The sequence below is a fragment of the Novosphingobium sp. PhB57 genome, assembly GCF_004342985.1.
Lineage (GTDB): Bacteria > Pseudomonadota > Alphaproteobacteria > Sphingomonadales > Sphingomonadaceae > Novosphingobium.
The window spans coordinates 60319-75740 of record NZ_SMBO01000008.1; the positions used below are offsets into that span (position 1 = coordinate 60319).

The 15422-nt window shown below is 60.9% G+C and carries 17 protein-coding genes; 3 read left to right on the plus strand and 14 right to left on the minus strand.

Annotation, left to right across the window (positions count from 1 at the left end; translation table 11 throughout):
* The first annotated feature begins 238 nt into the window (after positions 1-238).
* On the plus strand, positions 239-661 hold the full coding sequence (locus EDF58_RS20880; RefSeq protein ID WP_132269093.1) for a formate dehydrogenase accessory sulfurtransferase FdhD: 423 nt from the start codon (positions 239-241) through the stop codon (positions 659-661).
* Here the strand turns inward: EDF58_RS20880 and EDF58_RS20885 are convergent.
* From EDF58_RS20885 to EDF58_RS20915, 6 genes are all read right to left on the minus strand, one after another.
* Complete coding sequence (locus tag EDF58_RS20885; protein WP_132269095.1) at positions 658-2070, minus strand: DUF1254 domain-containing protein; 1413 nt, start codon at positions 2068-2070, stop codon at positions 658-660. The two genes, EDF58_RS20880 and EDF58_RS20885, sit on opposite strands and share 4 nt — an antisense overlap.
* Before the next feature lie 24 nt (positions 2071-2094).
* Entirely contained in the window at positions 2095-3477 is a 1383-nt protein-coding gene (locus EDF58_RS20890; protein WP_132269097.1) for a DUF1254 domain-containing protein, read from the minus strand.
* 1125 nt (positions 3478-4602) lie between these two features.
* Entirely contained in the window at positions 4603-4872 is a 270-nt protein-coding gene (locus EDF58_RS20900) for a hypothetical protein (RefSeq protein WP_132269098.1), read from the minus strand.
* A gap of 262 nt (positions 4873-5134) precedes the next feature.
* Entirely contained in the window at positions 5135-6115 is a 981-nt protein-coding gene (locus EDF58_RS20905; RefSeq protein ID WP_132269100.1) for an SDR family oxidoreductase, read from the minus strand.
* A gap of 45 nt (positions 6116-6160) precedes the next feature.
* On the minus strand, positions 6161-7108 hold the full coding sequence (locus EDF58_RS20910; RefSeq protein ID WP_132269102.1) for an iron-containing redox enzyme family protein: 948 nt from the start codon (positions 7106-7108) through the stop codon (positions 6161-6163).
* A gap of 104 nt (positions 7109-7212) precedes the next feature.
* The gene (locus EDF58_RS20915; protein ID WP_165921508.1) at positions 7213-7491 is read right to left on the minus strand and encodes a hypothetical protein; all 279 of its coding nucleotides are present in this window, start codon (positions 7489-7491) and stop codon (positions 7213-7215) included.
* 231 nt (positions 7492-7722) lie between these two features.
* Between EDF58_RS20915 and EDF58_RS20920 the strand changes: the two genes are divergently transcribed.
* Both EDF58_RS20920 and EDF58_RS20925 read left to right on the plus strand, forming a co-directional pair.
* Entirely contained in the window at positions 7723-8010 is a 288-nt protein-coding gene (locus tag EDF58_RS20920; RefSeq protein WP_132269106.1) for a hypothetical protein, read from the plus strand.
* Between the two features lie 364 nt (positions 8011-8374).
* On the plus strand, positions 8375-8683 hold the full coding sequence (locus EDF58_RS20925; protein ID WP_132269107.1) for a hypothetical protein: 309 nt from the start codon (positions 8375-8377) through the stop codon (positions 8681-8683).
* Positions 8684-8696: 13 nt separating this feature from the next.
* On the opposite strand, the gene EDF58_RS20930 is transcribed toward EDF58_RS20925, so the two are convergent.
* The 8 genes from EDF58_RS20930 to EDF58_RS20960 form a co-directional block, all read right to left on the minus strand.
* A complete protein-coding gene (locus EDF58_RS20930; protein WP_207913079.1) occupies positions 8697-8876 on the minus strand; it encodes a hypothetical protein in 180 nt (59 codons plus the stop codon).
* A 77-nt stretch (positions 8877-8953) separates the two neighbouring features.
* Positions 8954-10078, minus strand: a complete 1125-nt coding sequence (locus EDF58_RS20935; RefSeq protein ID WP_132269109.1) for a PAS domain-containing sensor histidine kinase — start codon at positions 10076-10078, stop codon at positions 8954-8956.
* Positions 10079-10100: 22 nt separating this feature from the next.
* Positions 10101-10409, minus strand: a complete 309-nt coding sequence (locus tag EDF58_RS26425) for an alpha/beta hydrolase (protein WP_243654408.1) — start codon at positions 10407-10409, stop codon at positions 10101-10103.
* 2 nt (positions 10410-10411) lie between these two features.
* Positions 10412-10639, minus strand: a complete 228-nt coding sequence (locus EDF58_RS26430) for a hypothetical protein (protein WP_243654409.1) — start codon at positions 10637-10639, stop codon at positions 10412-10414.
* Positions 10640-10882: 243 nt separating this feature from the next.
* Entirely contained in the window at positions 10883-11548 is a 666-nt protein-coding gene (locus EDF58_RS20945) for a Crp/Fnr family transcriptional regulator (protein ID WP_132269111.1), read from the minus strand.
* 133 nt (positions 11549-11681) lie between these two features.
* A complete protein-coding gene (gene ligD / locus EDF58_RS20950; protein ID WP_132269113.1) occupies positions 11682-14192 on the minus strand; it encodes a DNA ligase D in 2511 nt (836 codons plus the stop codon).
* Positions 14193-14287: 95 nt separating this feature from the next.
* Positions 14288-14698, minus strand: coding sequence for a low affinity iron permease family protein (locus EDF58_RS20955; RefSeq protein ID WP_132269114.1), 411 nt, complete (start codon positions 14696-14698; stop codon positions 14288-14290).
* Positions 14699-14759: 61 nt separating this feature from the next.
* Entirely contained in the window at positions 14760-15416 is a 657-nt protein-coding gene (locus EDF58_RS20960; RefSeq protein WP_132269116.1) for a DUF6766 family protein, read from the minus strand.
* Positions 15417-15422: the final 6 nt, after the last annotated feature.

The following is a 15422-nucleotide window of genomic DNA, read 5'->3' on the forward strand; positions in this document are numbered from 1 at the left end:
TGCCGCTTGAACGGTAGTCTCGTCCCCGCTGGGCGAATAGCGATTGGCGGCGCTAGGCTCATTATGGAAGCTCCTTGCGAATTGGCGAAACGATTTGGCCGGGACAGGGTTCCAATCGGAATGCAGCGTCCGTCAAAACAACAAGCCGCCGAAGGCGCTCCTGGCTGCCAATGCGAGCCCCCGGTTCTTTCCAACTCGGCGGCCGCAGAGAAGGTTATGGTCATACGGGTCGGTGCCGATGGTCAGCGGTTGCCCGAAATGCGCTAGATCGCGTCAGACTCCGATCGCATTTGAGATCAACGGCCTGGGCTACGCGGTCCTCTCGGCAACGCCTCAGAATCTTGAGGATCTCGCTCTGGGCTTCGCGCTCAGCGAGCGGCTGATGGACGAAGCGGCTGACCTGATCGATCTCGACATATTCGTGCGCGAACAGGACGCGATTGTCCGGATGACGCTCGGCGAACCGCGTGAGGCACGGCTGCGCGGACGCGTGCGGCACCGTGCGACCGATTCCTCCTGCGGCCTGTGCGGGATCGAAAACCTCGAGGAACTCCTGCGGCCACTTCCCCAGGTCACGGCCACGACGAACGCCGAGGACGCCGCGGTGTTCGTTGCCTTAAGCACTCTGGAGAATTCCCAGCAGCCGAGCAGAACTGCTTAACAGCGGATGCGCTCGAAATCCGGTAACGGCCAGCTCGCGTCGAAATATGCCTCGGTCGGCTCGTACAAGCGGAAATAGGCGAACCAGCCCTTGCCGGGAACGGTTGGGATCCAGTTCTGCTCGAAGCCTTCGGGTGCGTCGGGACCGCAAAAGAGGTCGATGGAGCCGTCGCCATTATGTCGCAGGTCCATCCGCGAGGAGCGGTCAGCGATCTTCTGCTCGTTCAGCAGCAGTGAGCGCGTATCGAGATCGTAGAGCGTCAGCGACCAGAACAGTTTCGCCGGCGCATTGGCCGGCACGCGCAGAACATAGGTGTTGCCGCCGTCCAGCCAGTCGCCGTCCTTGTCGCGATACGCGCCGAGGTAGGCCGATGACGCCGTCCCCGGCCGTTTGGGCGACATGTCGGCGGCAGCCGACACCGCCTCGTAGAACCACGATGCCCGCTCATCCAGCCGGCCCCAATATTCGTCGGGATCGTCGGCATTCAGATTGAGCGCATGATCCCAGCGTGTGTCGAGCCGATAGAGACTGCCGAAGCGACGGTCATAGGTATTGGCCTTGGCAATCGCCTCGCCGACCAATGCGCCCTGCTCGAGCAGCTTCGTCTGCCGAGCATCGGGGACGAAGGGCTTGCCCTTTTCGATTCCCAGCGGCTTCAGCATCTCCAAGAAGAAGCGATCGCGTTCTGCCGTTGGCTCGCGGTTGATTACCCTGCTCAGCAGCTTCCAATAATCGAGCCCGCGCGGTGGCATACCGTCCCAATGCCGGTCGGCGGCATGGTCGATCTCAGTCGCAGGCGGGTTCGCACGCTGCGACCAGGGATAGAGTTTGAGCTTCGTCAGCGCCTCCGCCGCCTTGGCGGGATCGGTGGCGGTGATCCGCATTCCGAACAGGTTATTGGTCGTGGGGGTGCGGATGACCGTGCATCCCTTCACATCCGCCGGCGCCTCCATATCCGGCCCGAGCAGCAAATAGCGCCCGCCCGCCGTGCTGCCGGGTAGCGCGCGCTGCCAGAAATCTGTGAAGCCACCGCGGATCCCTTCATCGGGCATTTCGATGACGAATGGCCCGGACTCGGTCAGGTCGACAAAGGCAAGATAATACGGAGTGGTGGCGTTGGGCGTGAGGATACCGAGCTTGTCGGCATAGCTCAGATAGGCGACCACTTGGCCGTTTGCCGCGCCGAGCTGCTCGCTCTGCCCGCGCTGCCACGCCGCGAACGAGACGATCGGCAGCGCCCAGATATAGGCCTGGCAGGCGCGCTGGAAATCGCGCTCGTCGAACAGCTTCTCCAGCGTCTCGGGCGTGGGATAGCCATTGGCGAGATCGTGGGTGAACTCGAGCTTGCCGATGCGCGTATCGACCTGGGTCGGCGCGCTGCCCGTCCCCGGTGGGGAAATCGTTGCCATGTTCACTCCTAGATTACTAGAGGCTCAAGCCACCTTTTCGATGTCGGGCAGCACCCATTGCTTCTCGAAGAACGGCTTTTCGGGTCCATAGACGCGGAACAGCACTTCGAAGCCGCGATCGGCGCGGGTCGGAATCCAATTCGCTTCCTTGCCGCCGGGCGGCTCGGGAGCGAACCAGAGCTCGACCGATCCGTCCGGATTGACCTCGATCCCCGGGCTATTAGACGCGCGGCTGGCGCGGTAGACGTCACGGATCAGCGCGTGGGTCTCACGGTCGTATGCGGTCGCCGACCAATAAAGCCGGACCGGGGCATCGGCGGGAACGCGCAGCCGGTGCGTCGCTGCGCCATCGAGGCGGCTGCCTTCGCTATCGCGCGTGGTCATCAGGTAGAATTGCCCGGCACCCAGATTCTTGGCGCTGAAATAGGCCATCGAATAGGTCACGCCGCGGCCATCGATCGGATAGGAGTTTGGATCTGCGAAGAAATTGGGCATGCCCTCGACTACCTCTGGGACGGCTGGCAGCGCCCAATGACAGCCCGGATAGAAGGGCGGATCGAAGACGTCCTCGTAATGGGCATCCAGATAGGCGGCGGCCTCCGCGGCTGCGGCGTCGAATAGGATCTGCGTCGCTTCATCCGGCGCGAAGGCCTGTCCCTTGCCTATGCCGATCGAGCGCAGCGGATCGATCATTACCTTGTCGCGCACCAGCCACGGCTCGGCCTGGACCATGCGGGCGAGCGACTGGAAGAAGCGCCGGTCGTACTGGATGGTCGCGTCGTAAAGCGTGCCGGAGAGATCGACATAGCGGGTCTCCGGCGGATCTCCGGCGGCGGAGAGCGGGTAGAGGCGGATCTGCCTGCCATAGGCGACGGCCGCGGCGACATCGGCGTCACTGCCGCTCTTCACATTGGAGCGAAGGATCGCATAGCCCTGGAGGGTATCGGATTGGACGGGGATATAGCCATCCGGCAGATCGCCCTGGTGATCGGGTGGCAGGATCAGATACTTGCCGCCCGCGCCCTTGTCGGCACCGACCGGGCCGGCGTCCTCGAGCGCGTTCTGCCAGCAATCGTCGATGCTGCCGGTGATCGATCCGTCGCCGGCGGGCGGGATCTCCAGCACCATTGGGCCATCGCGCGTGTCGAAGAACGGATTGATGTAGACCGTGTCGGGATTGGGGGTGAGTGTCTGGTTCTCGCTGTCGAGTAGGCGCGACCAATAGGCGATTTGATTGGCCCCGCCACCCGCCGCAACAAACGATTGCAGCATGCGGTCGTAATTGACTGCCGGTATGCCCCAGATCACGGCCTCGACCGCGCGGCGATAAGCGGCACGCTTATCGAGCTGCTCGCGCGACGGGCCTTCTGGATCTGTTACATTGCTCGTCACCGGTGGCGTCGCCATCTGCTCGCTCCCACATTGCGAATCAGGGTGTGGGCGGGATCTCAATGCGCCTCTATCGGGGCAAACCCGGAGAAACCTGGGAGGCCGACCGGATGACGGCGGATTGAATGACAGAAGTCGGCGACTCTCTCGCTCAAATGATCAGGGTAGCAAGCCAGTCGGTGGGGCTCTAAGACTTGACTGAAGAGGCAGCTTTTCGGGCCAGCGCCCGTACGGCTGGAATGTCCGACTTTGGAGCGCGTTGCTGCCAGGCGGCTTCGCGCTGGGCGAACGGCAAGTTGTGTCAAGGGCATCCGGTGCGGGACATGGGACGACTCGAGTTGGTCGCGATTAGCCAGTACTCCCCTGCCCCGCCAGGGGTTTCGCGGAATAAGCCGACCTAGAGCAGCCCATCGCGACTCCCTGATACCTGCCCTTCGTTCACCGAACCACTAGGGCCAATGAACGGCTTACCAGGGGACTGAAATCGAGGAGGGAACTGCGCCGGTAGCTCCGCGGTCTTGCCTTAATGTGACGCAGCGGAGGCAAGGGCCGGCCATCGATCGACACCCAGCCCATCGGCTTACATCGCGTGACCTGCGGGTTTACCGGACTGCATCTTCTGCAGCGTGGAAAGGTGCTGCTTCATGATCGGCACTGCCGACCTGGCACTCGCAGATCGAGCGCCGCTTGATGGGCGGGCAACTGCTAGCCGAGGTAGAGCCGGTCCAAATCCGTCGCCGATGCGGTCTGCAACCCTTGATCGAAGCCATTGCTCCGGCATCCAGCGCCGGTGCCATCGGCGCGAGGCCGTGAGTGGCCGAGTTGCGATCACCCGTTCCTCCATTCGGACTGGCTTCGCTCAGGTCTCGCTCACCGCATCGAGTGCACGCCGGATCACCTGCTCCCGCTTGTTGTCGTTGACGTCGACCGAGACGGTGATGCTGCCGCCGAGCACGGCATCCTCCCGGCGGGCTCCAGTACGGCGGGCGCGTCGCCACCGCTGATCATCTCCCCCGAACTGTTCTGCGAACCTTGCGGGGTGACGAAGATGTCAGTCCGTTCCACGCCCAACTCCTGAACGAGGTGCTTGCTCGTTCGGCCTGCTCGCGTGTCGCGAAGGTCTTTTCCAGGCTGCTGCTCATATCAGGCTCCTCCCGCTCGCGACGTGTAGCCTGCCGGAACCGCCGTGAGCTTGAAGGTAACGGGACGCAGGCCTTCCAGATCCTCTTCAGGAACTTGCCCATGCGGATCGGGTCGGAAATGGGGGTCGGCGCGTCGGTTGCGATCGCGTGCAGGGTCGCGGTCGAGATCGCGCGGCGTGTAGCCGACCTTGTCGCCCTTGGCGGCGTTCCGGGCGAGCAGCTTACGGCCTGCGAAAGCCGCGAGACCCAGCAATGCGAGTTTGCGGATCATGCGAAACTATCCTATTCCATTGGCACCGAACTAAGCAAGCCAATGAAAGGACTGACGGTTCCAGCCGAAATCTTCGTGACAGGCGCCGGAGGCCGGCCTGTGCTATCAGGACATTTGTGACTAGGTTTTCGTTCGCCTGATCGACGCCGCTGCCGACGCGCATGGGTCTCGCCGGCCAGGTCAGCGCCGGATTCGCGCGTAGAACGGAAAAAGGGGGCGATACGTGCTATTACGCCCTCTTTGAAACCGCACACGCTCTCATTTATCTCCGCTTGCGTCCCACCACCAGAGACCCGGCAAGAGCGGCTGAGGCTGCAAGGATACCGATCGCTCCGGACGCGAGTTTGCGACGAAGCGCCGGGTTGCGCGTGTGCCCATCAGGGCCGCTTGGCGCGGTTGGAGGCGTGAACAGGCTTCCCTCGGTATTTGCGCCCGGCTCCGCCTTTTGCGACCAGCTATCGAGGAAGCCGTTCATGATCGCCGGACCCACGTTCGGCGTCGTGAACTGCGCCAGCTTCATGACAAGGCCGGGGGCGCCGACGAACGTGGAGTTGCGCGGATGTGTGGCCAGCCTTACGACTGCTCTGGCAACTTTCTCCGGCGGCAGCGATCCCGGAGGAAGCGACAACTTTGCGCCCGTATAGTTGCCCGCATGTCCCACCGCAGGCGTATCTACAAAGGTCGGATAGACATCGCAGACATGGATATGCGGCCGCTTCGAAAGCTCGGCCCGCAAAGCCTCGCTAAAGCCGCGAAGGGCGAACTTGCTCGCGGAATAGGCCGCCGCATAGGGTGTTGCGACGAAGCCGCCTATCGAGATCATGTTCACCCATGTGCCTTCGTCCTGCGCCAGGAAGATCGGCAGGACAGCGTGGGCCTCCTGCATGTGGCTGATCAGGTTCGCCTCGATCACGCGCTGGTGATCGGCAAAGGGCGTATCCTGATATTTGCCCAGCACTCCCACGCCCACGCAGCTGAACCAGAGATCGATGCCGCCCAGGAGCTCCTGTGCTTCCCGGGCCAGGGCGATCACGGCGGCGCCATCGGTAACGTCGACGACGCGGGCCTCGACCGAACCGTCCACCTCGCGGCAGCGCCGCGCGATGTCGTCCAGTCCCGGCGCACCTCTGGCGGCGACGACCACCCGGGCACCGAGCCGCGCGAAGGCGATCGCCGTCGCCGCTCCGATCCCGCTTGACGCGCCGGTGATGACGATCCGCTTGCCTGACAGGTTCCGGCTCATCGCGTAGTCTCCTTCCCCCAGTGCGTGGGTACTACCGGCCTGCTCTCAGGCCGCCGTTTCGTCGGCGCGCGGCGCGCCGTCGTTCTGCCAGAGCTTCGCACGATAGCGTTCGAAGCAGAGCTTGCCACAGGTGAGGCGCATCAACGCACCTTCGGCAATGGCTGTGGCTCGCCGCGGATCCTCGCTGACGAGAGGAAGCAGGGCTTCCTGGTTCCAGGTCTGGCTGTGCTTGACGTCAAGCACGGCATGAAGATCGAAATACCGGCGCTGAGCGCCCGACAGGCCGATCCGGCGCAAGCCCCTGGCCACCGCAGCCGAGCGCCAGGGGGCGGTCAGTTCGATCACTCCGAGCGCGCCGACCGAATGCCATGCATAGCGCCGCGAACTCGCCATGGCCGTCATGGCATTGGCGAGTGCGAGACTTTCCCACACTGTGGTGTCGATGGAGGGATGGACCTCGAGCGCGTTCGCGACGAAGTGCAGCATGGGGCCGTGCATGCCTTTGGCATTGCCGCGCCCCATCTCGTCCCAGTAGTTACCGGCCAGTTCCAGCTTCGCCCGATCAGGTAGCTTGATCTGGGTCATCGCGACGAGATCGTCGAACCCCGCCTCGCCGGCGGCCTCCTGCTCGAAGAACCAGCGCAGTTCGTCTCGCGTCGCATTGTCCGCCAGCCAGGGAAAGAGGGGGTCGTTTTGTCCGGGGCCGGTTTCCGCAAGCCCCTCGAACCAGTCGATGAACTTTTCCGCTTGCGTTGGAGCCGCTTTGGCGGCTTCACGAACCTGCGAGCGCAACCGCTCGATGAATTCGCCCTCACGCAGCAGCATGACGGCATCGCTTTCTAAACGATCGCGCCAGTCCTGGGATGGAAATTGTGGAGCAAGCCGCTCATGATTCCAGTGCGCGAGTTCACGCTGAAATCTGTCTCCGAATAATTCGTCTTTATCTTCATCGTGGTCGGCAGGGGGAATACGAAAAGCCAGCAGCTGAGACATGTGTTAATCCCGTGATCTGTTTCCTGGAAAGGACGTGCCGATCCCCGGCGAGTTCCCGCTCCAAATATATGTTAAGCGGATTCTACCAACGAGCCGGGGCGTCACTACGTGCTTGCGGCAGGTTTCGATGAAGCAGATTTTCGCGGAGAGAGACGAATCTCCGCCGGCCCGCTTGCCGAGATGCCGGCAAGGCCCCGAACGATAGGCACGCCATATAGATTGAGATCCTCCATCAGCAGGGCGTTCGCCGGATGGGGAGCAAGCGGGCCGATGACGGCAGTGGACGGCATCGCTTGGCCGAAGGATGCCAGCGCATCGAGTACGTTGCCGTAACAGCGCACGCTGAAACCTTGCCGCTGCAAGCTTTCGATCTCGGTCCACATATGGCGTGGCGAATCCGCGACGACGATTGCGCAAGGCTTTTCCGGAACAGGCTCTCTCATGCAGTGCTAACGCGGAAGGATGGGATCCGAGTTCCCGTTACCAGGCCATCCGGCCAGGACTTGCGTCGGGCAGACCCGGTGGCACGCTGGTCCGTTCGGTAGATCTCGGCGTTATGTATCTGGAACGAGAAGACCAGCTTCGCCGTTGTGTTCTGGAGAAGGAGAACGGAAATGAGCCGCGACAGCGAAGAAATCCACGAACATCCACAAGCAGCGGATCAACTCATTGTTCGCGCGACGACCGAAGGCGTGGACGCTCAGGATGCTACACAATTCGACATGGATAGAGGGCTGGCTGGGGCGGAAGCGAAGCCTTTTTCAGAGGGGGCGGAGGGAAACGCCGCCTCGACTGAAGCCGGCGAGGAAGCCCATCGGTCGGCCACGCGAGAGGAGGACCTCGTCTCTGGCCGCCGCAATGCCGGTCGCGAGGATGGAGCCGAAAACAAACGGAACATTTAGCCTGCGGATCGTCATCGAAGCGCGGGAGCAGTTTCCAGTTCAGGCACTTGATCTGGATCGATAGCGTGAAACCGCGGAGACGTGGCGCGCTTTATCTTGTGGGTCATTATTTCGTGGGTCACGATCACCAGAGCAGGAGTCCTACCACGATGTCCGCCCAAGACGAAGCAAGCGTGCTCGCCCCCGAGGGCGCAGTCGCCAGTTCGGTCCTGCGGGAGAGGGAAGCCGAGCCCATCGCGCAGGCACGACAAGGCGGCCTTCATCTGGAAGTGCGGCTGGCACAGCAGCATATCTGGATTACCATGGAGCGCAGCAGCAAAGCTGGCCTGGCCCTCAGAATGCCCGATTTCAGCGCCGATGCGAAATGCCGCGTGCTGAAGACGCCGGGGCGCTCGCGGCCGTGGAGCGCAAGGGCAGCATGGGCACCGCGCGGCTCGTCCTTACCGGCGAGCCCTTCGGCCTGGAGCAGCTGAATGCGCAGCTCTGGTTCAATCCCACGCGCGACATGGCGATCAAGTGGGTGCCGCGCGATCTCGTTCCCTTCGGCATCGACGGAGACATCCTCGAAGCCCGCGGCACGGTGGAAGCGCGCCAGCGCAAGATGAACACCGGCCTGCCCTGCTTCACGCGGGAGCGCCCGGCTTCGGCAAGTTTCTCTATCTCCAGCACCTGACGTCGCTGAACGACTACTTCAATCTCACGGGCAGCAAGCCGGAGAACGCCAAAGGCGGCGACTGGGCCTCGTCGGCGTCCGCCGCTTCCAGCACATCAAACCCGGCATCCTCCAGGATCTCCGCGCCTACCATGCGTATCAGCGTCTTGTCTTCGACGACCAAAATACGGGTCTTCACTTCGTCCAGCGGCATTTCCCGGCTCTCCTGTCAGGCGATGCCTGACTTAAGGAAATGCCGGAAGCGCGAACTGGTTCACCCATTTCTGAAAATCAGGCGGTTAGCTCTTGGGTTCCGTCCAATGGCATGGTGAAGGTGAAAACAGTTTCTACCTCGTCGGAATGAACTTCCAAGGTCCCGCCATGGGCCTGGGCGATTTCACATGCGATATGCAGGCCAAGGCCTAGCCCCTTCCCAGACGGGTGGCCATTAGCCCGGAAGAATGGTTCGAACAAATGCTCCATAGCTTCAGGCGGGATGGGCACGCCTCCATTGGCGACGACAATCTTCAATTGCCCGTCGTTGGTGGCTGCCCGGACGCGGACCGGCTTGTCGCGAGCGCCATGGGTCAGGGCATTACCTAGCAGGTTGGATAGCAGCTGCCCGATCCGAACCCGATCGCAACTTATAGGTACGTCCAGATCATAGCTGACGTCGACGCTACGTGCCGGTGCGATAGTTTGTAATTCAGAGACGACCTGCTGAAGCACTGGCTCCAGGGGCTCGGAGGCGTCTCGTTCGAGCGTAATGCCACCCCCGAGTCGTCCACGGGCAAAATCCAGGACGTTGTCGATGAGGCCAGTTGCCCGGACGATACTGCCATCCATGAGGCCGAGCACTTTTCGCCCGCGCTCGCTCAGATTTTCTTCAGATAGCAAATGCAGGCCGCTGGCGAGCGATGCCAGCGGATTGCGCAGATCGTGACCCAACACCGCGATAAACTGTTCCCGCAGTTCGGCTTCCTCGCGCTCGGCAGCGATTATCGCGTTCGCTTCGTCTCGTTCCTCAAGAAGACCGAGTTCGTAAGCGCGGCGCTGAGCGGCCATAAACAGCGTGAAGCAGATGAACGGTATCCCGCCTTCACTCCTCTGTTCGATCGCGTTCACCAGCATAGGGATCTTTGCCCCACCCCCTCCCTTGAGGTCCAAGGCGACTTCAATGAAGCTACCCTGCATGTGCAGGTACGGCGCTAAATGGGTCTCATAAAACATCTTCCCTGCGATTGGCAGAAGGTCTGAAAAGCGAAGGCCCAGCAATTCGTGGCCAGGCCGCCCAATCCAGTTCGCAAAGGTTTTGTTGGCACGCGAAATGCGTCCATTTTTATCGGTAAGAAGGTAGCCGCAGGGTGCGATTTCGAATAGCGCTTCAAAATCGATGTGCCCAGCATCCCAGTTCATGGACGCGGCTGGTTCGGGGGCATCAGAGGAAGGCTTTGATCGCAGCAATGGTAGGCTCCGGAGCGCTCAGGTTCGGGCAGTGACCGGTGGCGTCTAATACCACCAGTTCGCTGCCTTGAATAGCATCGTGGACGTACGCGCCCACGCTCAATGGTGCGATAACGTCGTCTCGGCATTGAAGGATGAGTACGCGCGCTGCTGCGGTCGCAAGGTCTGCGCGATGATCAGAGAGAAAGGTAACCCGGGCAAAATGCTTGGCGATCTGCGGATCGGTGCGGCAAACGCTGGCGGTCAATTCGTCGCCGAGCTCCGAGCGGTCCGCATTGCCCATTATTAGCGATGCCATTGCTTGGGCCCAACCCATGTGATTGCAGTCGAGAAACTCCAGCAAGGCGCCGATTTCAACGCGCGGGCCAAATCGACGAGGTCGTCGGCATACCCGTCGAGCGAGGTATACTGCTCCTCATCATAAGCCGTAAGGTCTGACTCACCAGCCCCGATGTGATCGAACAGGACCACCCGATAGTCATGCTCGAACGCGGGCGCGAAGTAGAGCCACATATTCTGGTCGCAACCAAAACCATGCGCGAAGACATCGCGGTCTTGCCATCTCCGCTCGAACGGACATTGAAGCGCCGGATAGCCTCGGTTACGTCTAACAGGTGCGTTGCTCTGCCTGCGTGGCGATGGGAGAGGATATCCTCGGGAACATTCGTTAATCGGACACCACGTGAGCTGGGGATGCAAGGAAAATGCGCACATGTGCACATTGTTGCCGGTGCCGAGCGGGAAGCGCTCGATAAGTCAGGCGAGCATTGGCTCCCGTGCAGGTCGTATCAACATATGCGGCGCACCAGACGTCGCAGGCTCCGTTTGAACACGCTCATTGTGACCTAAAGAAAGCGTTTTTCCCCGAAGGCTGATGGCGCCGCTTTTGCGCAGATCCTTCAAAACGCGGTTGACGTGAACCGCGGTAAGACCCAGCACGTCGGCCATGTCCTGCTGAGTCAACGGTATGGTGCAGCGATGCACAGATACAGCATCCGACGCATGGAGTCGGCGATGCAATTCGAGTAGAAACTCCTGCACGCGCGCCTTCGCAGATTTGCGGCCCAAGCTGACGATCCAGTCAGTTTGGCGGTTGAACGCCTTTAGCATCGCGCCCAGAAGATCTTGTACTGCTTTTCCAGGCTGCGCGTAGATATTTTCCAGGGGGATTTCAGTGACGGTCATGGGGGTGATGGCAATGATCGGAAGCTGGGCCTTGCCCGCGAGCAACCACTGCGGCTCGCAAAAATCGCCTGGCAAGTATACCGCGGTGATCTGCCTGCGGCCGTCGGGGACGATCGAATATCGACATGCCCAACCTTCCTGGATTTTGTAAACTACGCGCTGGGGATCGCCGACGCGGGCAAGGTGCTCATGCTTGCTGAAATGGCGGATATGCAGATTGCTCGTTTCGATTGTCATCCTTGCCTCCCGCCGGTTGCGGCCCTCGGCGTCATAACGCGCTCACCCCTTGCAGGTTTCTGAAATGAGATTTCACATAGTCGCCAGCGAAGGCCTGGGCGGCGAACGCCAAGAACTAAGCTCCCGTCCGCTTTTATAAGTCTGGTAACACCTGATCGGCGCGACCCCAGTGCGCAAGGTTCTTGGATGACGCACGCTTCAGCATCTCTGCGCTGTCACCGATATGCCAATGCGCAGGTTTATCGAGATCATGCAGTTCGTCCCATGTCAGAGGGACGGCGATCGGCGCGAACTCGCGATTGCGAGCACTATACGGCATGACAGCCGTCGCGCCGCGCTGGTTGCGCAGATAGTCGATGAATATTCGGCCAGTTCGTCGGGATTTTGACAAAGCGGCGGTGAAATGTCCAGGGTCTGCTTGCTCCAGCGCCAAGGCGAACCGATGGGCAAAGTCCTTCACCACCGGCCATTCGGCGGACGGGGTAAGCGGAGCAATGACGTGGACGCCCTTCCCGCCTGTCACCATCGGAAAGGTGATAAGCCCCATCTGGGCCAGCAGATCGCGGATATGGAATGCGGCCGAGACCACATCCTTGAACTCAAGCCCTTCATCAGGATCAAGATCAAAAACCAACCTGTCGGCTTTCTCCACATCCTCGATCCGCGCGCCCCAGCCATGAAACTCGATCGTACCCATTTGCACGCACATCAGGAGGCCAGTCGGCGTGTCTATGAAAAGATAAGCTTCTTCGTGCCCGTCCTTCTCGCGAATACTGATATGTTTTACGTCATCGCCGAAGCTGCCGGCGTCGTGCTTCTGAAAGAAGCACTTCTTCTCGCGCCCCTGCGGACAGCGCACGAGGCTGATGGGCCGGCTTCCTGCCCACGGCAGCATGATAGGCGCAACGGTCTCATAATAGTCCGCTAGCTGCCCCTTGGTAAGCTTACCCTCTGGGAAAATTACGCGTTCGCGGTTGGTGACTTTTACGGTGTTTGCCGGCTCTGCCGTTGCAACGGCCACCGGTGCCTCCTTCTCGATCACCACAGCTTCAGGCTTTTTGTCCTCACGAAGCCCCAGATAGCTGGGATGGCGCAGCACCCCTTCATCGGTGTACTCGAGATAAGCGATCTCGGCGACCAGCTTCGGTTCGATCCAGTGGGCACCGCGCACAGCGGCGCGCGGTGCCTGAACCGTCGCCTCCTTTCGCGCGAGGGGGGCCATGATTTCCATCAGGCGCTCTGTCTCGGCCCTGGTAAATCCGGTTCCGACCTTACCGGCGTAGCGGAGCTTTCCATCGTCGTTGACGCCCAGGAGAAGGGATCGGAACCCGCGCTGCTTGTCTGAAGGCGTCCAGCCCACAATCACGAACTCTTGCCGGCGGATGCACTTGGTCTTGACCCAGCTGCCGCTGCGCGAGCCGCTATATCGAGCGTCGATGCGCTTCGATATGACCCCTTCCAGCCCCGCCTCGCAAAAAGTGGCCAGCAGCTTTTCGCCGTTGCCGACAATATGGTCTGAATAGCGCAGCCGACCTTTGTGGCCGTCAAGAATGCCCGCCAACTTCTCCTTGCGCTCGATCAGCGGCAAGTTGGTGAGACCCTCGCCGTTCAATTCCAGCAGATCGAACGCGAAATAGTTGATTATCCCAGGGTTGTCCTTCAGCGCGGCTTGCAGCGCCTGAAAGCTGGTCCGGCCATCGGGCAGCGTCACCACCGCCTCGCCGTCGATCAGCGCGCTTTCAACGTCAAGCTGCGCGGCCTCTGTGATAAGACCCGCGAACCGATCCGACCAGTCCAAACCTGATCGGGTATAAGCCCGCCCCTCGCCGCCGCCGATGGCAATGAGCGTTCGATAGCCGTCATACTTCAACTCATGGAGCCAGCGATCGCCAGGCGGCACATGGTCTACGAGAGCAGCAAGCTGGACAGGTTGGGATGGAGGGAGTTTGGCTTTGTTCTTGCCCCGTCGGGCCGTGGCGGTCGATGATTTCGACTTCGTGGACGGACCTTTAGCCTTGCCGCCCCGATTCCGGATCCGCTTGCCTGCAGCGATTTCTTCCATCGTCCGTCCGCTGTCGATACTCGTAAGATGGATACCGATGAGGTCGTCCGAGCCACCGGCAAACTCGTCCTCGACCTTGCGCAGAATCCAGTTTTCGCCCTTCTCCTTCCCCCGTGGCTTAAGGCGGAACATGATCCACTCACCCTTCATGCGGCGGCCATGGAGGGTGAAATGCAGATGCCCTTCGGCGAGCGTTTTGGTTGGATCTTTGCCAGGGACTGGCTCCCAGGTGCCGTTGTCCCAAAGCATCACGGTGCCGCCGCCATACTCACCTTTGGGGATCGTCCCCTCGAAACGGGCATAATCGAGCGGATGGTCTTCGGTGCGAACTGCCAAGCGTTTGTCATCAGGGTTGGCGCTTGGCCCTCGGGTCACAGCCCAGCTGACCAGCGTGCCATCCAGCTCGAGGCGGAAGTCATAATGCAGGCGCGTCGCGGCATGCTTCTGGACAACGAAGCCATTACCTGACGTTGGCCCTGAGGCGCCAGAAGGTTCCGCGGTACGCGCGAAATCCCGCTTTTCGCGATATTTCGCAAGCCGCTCTTCCGCCGAGGTTGCTTTCGCCTTGGTCGCCCGTGCCATATCCGCTCCGATCGAGAACCATCTCAAATCCCGAGAAGGGCGCCGCGTTCCCTTTGCACACGTGTGTGGGAGCGAAGTCGTCCGGGAAACCCACATCAGTATCGCGCTAGCAGCCGTTCCACGCTCGGCGCTGCGGTCTTCTGCTTGTTATCTCCATCCTTGATGTCGGCTTCGAGCGCTTCGCGGATGCGGCCGATCTGCGCATCCGTCAGATGCTCGATGCCAACGAATTCCACCCGCGCCTTGTCCAGCGCCCTGATAATCTCGTCGAGCTTTGCCTGCATGGCCGCGCCGTCCCGATTCTGGCTGTTCTGGATAAGGAAGACCGCAAGAAATGTCAGGACCGTGGTCGCGGTGTTGACGATCAGCTGCCAGGTATCGGAATAACGCATGAACGGGCCGCTCACAGCCCACACGACAATGAACAGCGTGGAGATGATGAAGGCCAAGGGCTGCCCCATCAGCTGGGCGCACTTTGTGGCGATGCCGGTGAAAATCTTATCCATCATGAGGCTCCGTACTGTTCGTATGTGTTGTCACATCATCCCCTTGCGTCTTTCGGGTTGTTCACACTCCTGTCTGCGAGTTCGGCGCTGCTACCGGTTTTGATTCAGGGGATTCTCGCTGCCGCAGGAATATGGAAAGGACCACCAGCACGGCCGTCGAAAGAAATTCGCTCTGCCAGTTCTGGAACGATTCAAACCACAGCTGCGCATCACCAAGGTAGGCAAAGACGGCCTTAGGTGTTTCGCCATGTTCCAGGGCCTCTTGCGCCGAGGCATGCGCGCTGTTGATCCAGTGCATCGTGAATGACGCGACAAACAACAGGATCAATGCAAGGCCAAGGGAGCGCGCATAAATCGCCCGCCAGAGCGGACCTTTGCGCAAGATCGACGGTACACTGTGTTCCTGGGCATTCTGGTCTAGATCATCGTCACGGGGCGGAGCATCGGGATCTTTCGATTCCGCCGATCCACGCTGGATCAGGAAGGCGGTAAGCACGACGTAGGCCGCCATTTGCAGGAACTCGCTCTCCCAATTCTCGAACACCGACGAGAGGAATTGCGGGCTGGCCGCATAGGCAAAGAGCGTCAGGCCGGGCTGGGCATGGCGCCGGGCATCTTCCAGATCGACATACCATCCCGAGATATATTGCCCGACAATGCAAAAGGCGAAAAGCGCCAGGAGGGCGATCGTAAGCCCATTGTCTCTCAGAAGTCGCATCCCAAA

Coding starts and splice junctions, on each gene's coding strand:
- EDF58_RS20880 (WP_132269093.1), top strand. CDS start 239: ATGGTCAGCGGTTGCCCGAAATGCGCTAGATCGCGTCAGACTCCGATC.
- EDF58_RS20885 (WP_132269095.1), bottom strand. CDS start 2,070: ATGGCAACGATTTCCCCACCGGGGACGGGCAGCGCGCCGACCCAGGTC.
- EDF58_RS20890 (WP_132269097.1), bottom strand. CDS start 3,477: ATGGCGACGCCACCGGTGACGAGCAATGTAACAGATCCAGAAGGCCCG.
- EDF58_RS20900 (WP_132269098.1), bottom strand. CDS start 4,872: ATGATCCGCAAACTCGCATTGCTGGGTCTCGCGGCTTTCGCAGGCCGT.
- EDF58_RS20905 (WP_132269100.1), bottom strand. CDS start 6,115: ATGAGCCGGAACCTGTCAGGCAAGCGGATCGTCATCACCGGCGCGTCA.
- EDF58_RS20910 (WP_132269102.1), bottom strand. CDS start 7,108: ATGTCTCAGCTGCTGGCTTTTCGTATTCCCCCTGCCGACCACGATGAA.
- EDF58_RS20915 (WP_165921508.1), bottom strand. CDS start 7,491: ATGTGGACCGAGATCGAAAGCTTGCAGCGGCAAGGTTTCAGCGTGCGC.
- EDF58_RS20920 (WP_132269106.1), top strand. CDS start 7,723: ATGAGCCGCGACAGCGAAGAAATCCACGAACATCCACAAGCAGCGGAT.
- EDF58_RS20925 (WP_132269107.1), top strand. CDS start 8,375: ATGCCGCGTGCTGAAGACGCCGGGGCGCTCGCGGCCGTGGAGCGCAAG.
- EDF58_RS20930 (WP_207913079.1), bottom strand. CDS start 8,876: ATGCCGCTGGACGAAGTGAAGACCCGTATTTTGGTCGTCGAAGACAAG.
- EDF58_RS20935 (WP_132269109.1), bottom strand. CDS start 10,078: ATGAACTGGGATGCTGGGCACATCGATTTTGAAGCGCTATTCGAAATC.
- EDF58_RS26425 (WP_243654408.1), bottom strand. CDS start 10,409: ATGGGCAATGCGGACCGCTCGGAGCTCGGCGACGAATTGACCGCCAGC.
- EDF58_RS26430 (WP_243654409.1), bottom strand. CDS start 10,639: ATGTGGCTCTACTTCGCGCCCGCGTTCGAGCATGACTATCGGGTGGTC.
- EDF58_RS20945 (WP_132269111.1), bottom strand. CDS start 11,548: ATGACAATCGAAACGAGCAATCTGCATATCCGCCATTTCAGCAAGCAT.
- ligD (WP_132269113.1), bottom strand. CDS start 14,192: ATGGCACGGGCGACCAAGGCGAAAGCAACCTCGGCGGAAGAGCGGCTT.
- EDF58_RS20955 (WP_132269114.1), bottom strand. CDS start 14,698: ATGGATAAGATTTTCACCGGCATCGCCACAAAGTGCGCCCAGCTGATG.
- EDF58_RS20960 (WP_132269116.1), bottom strand. CDS start 15,416: ATGCGACTTCTGAGAGACAATGGGCTTACGATCGCCCTCCTGGCGCTT.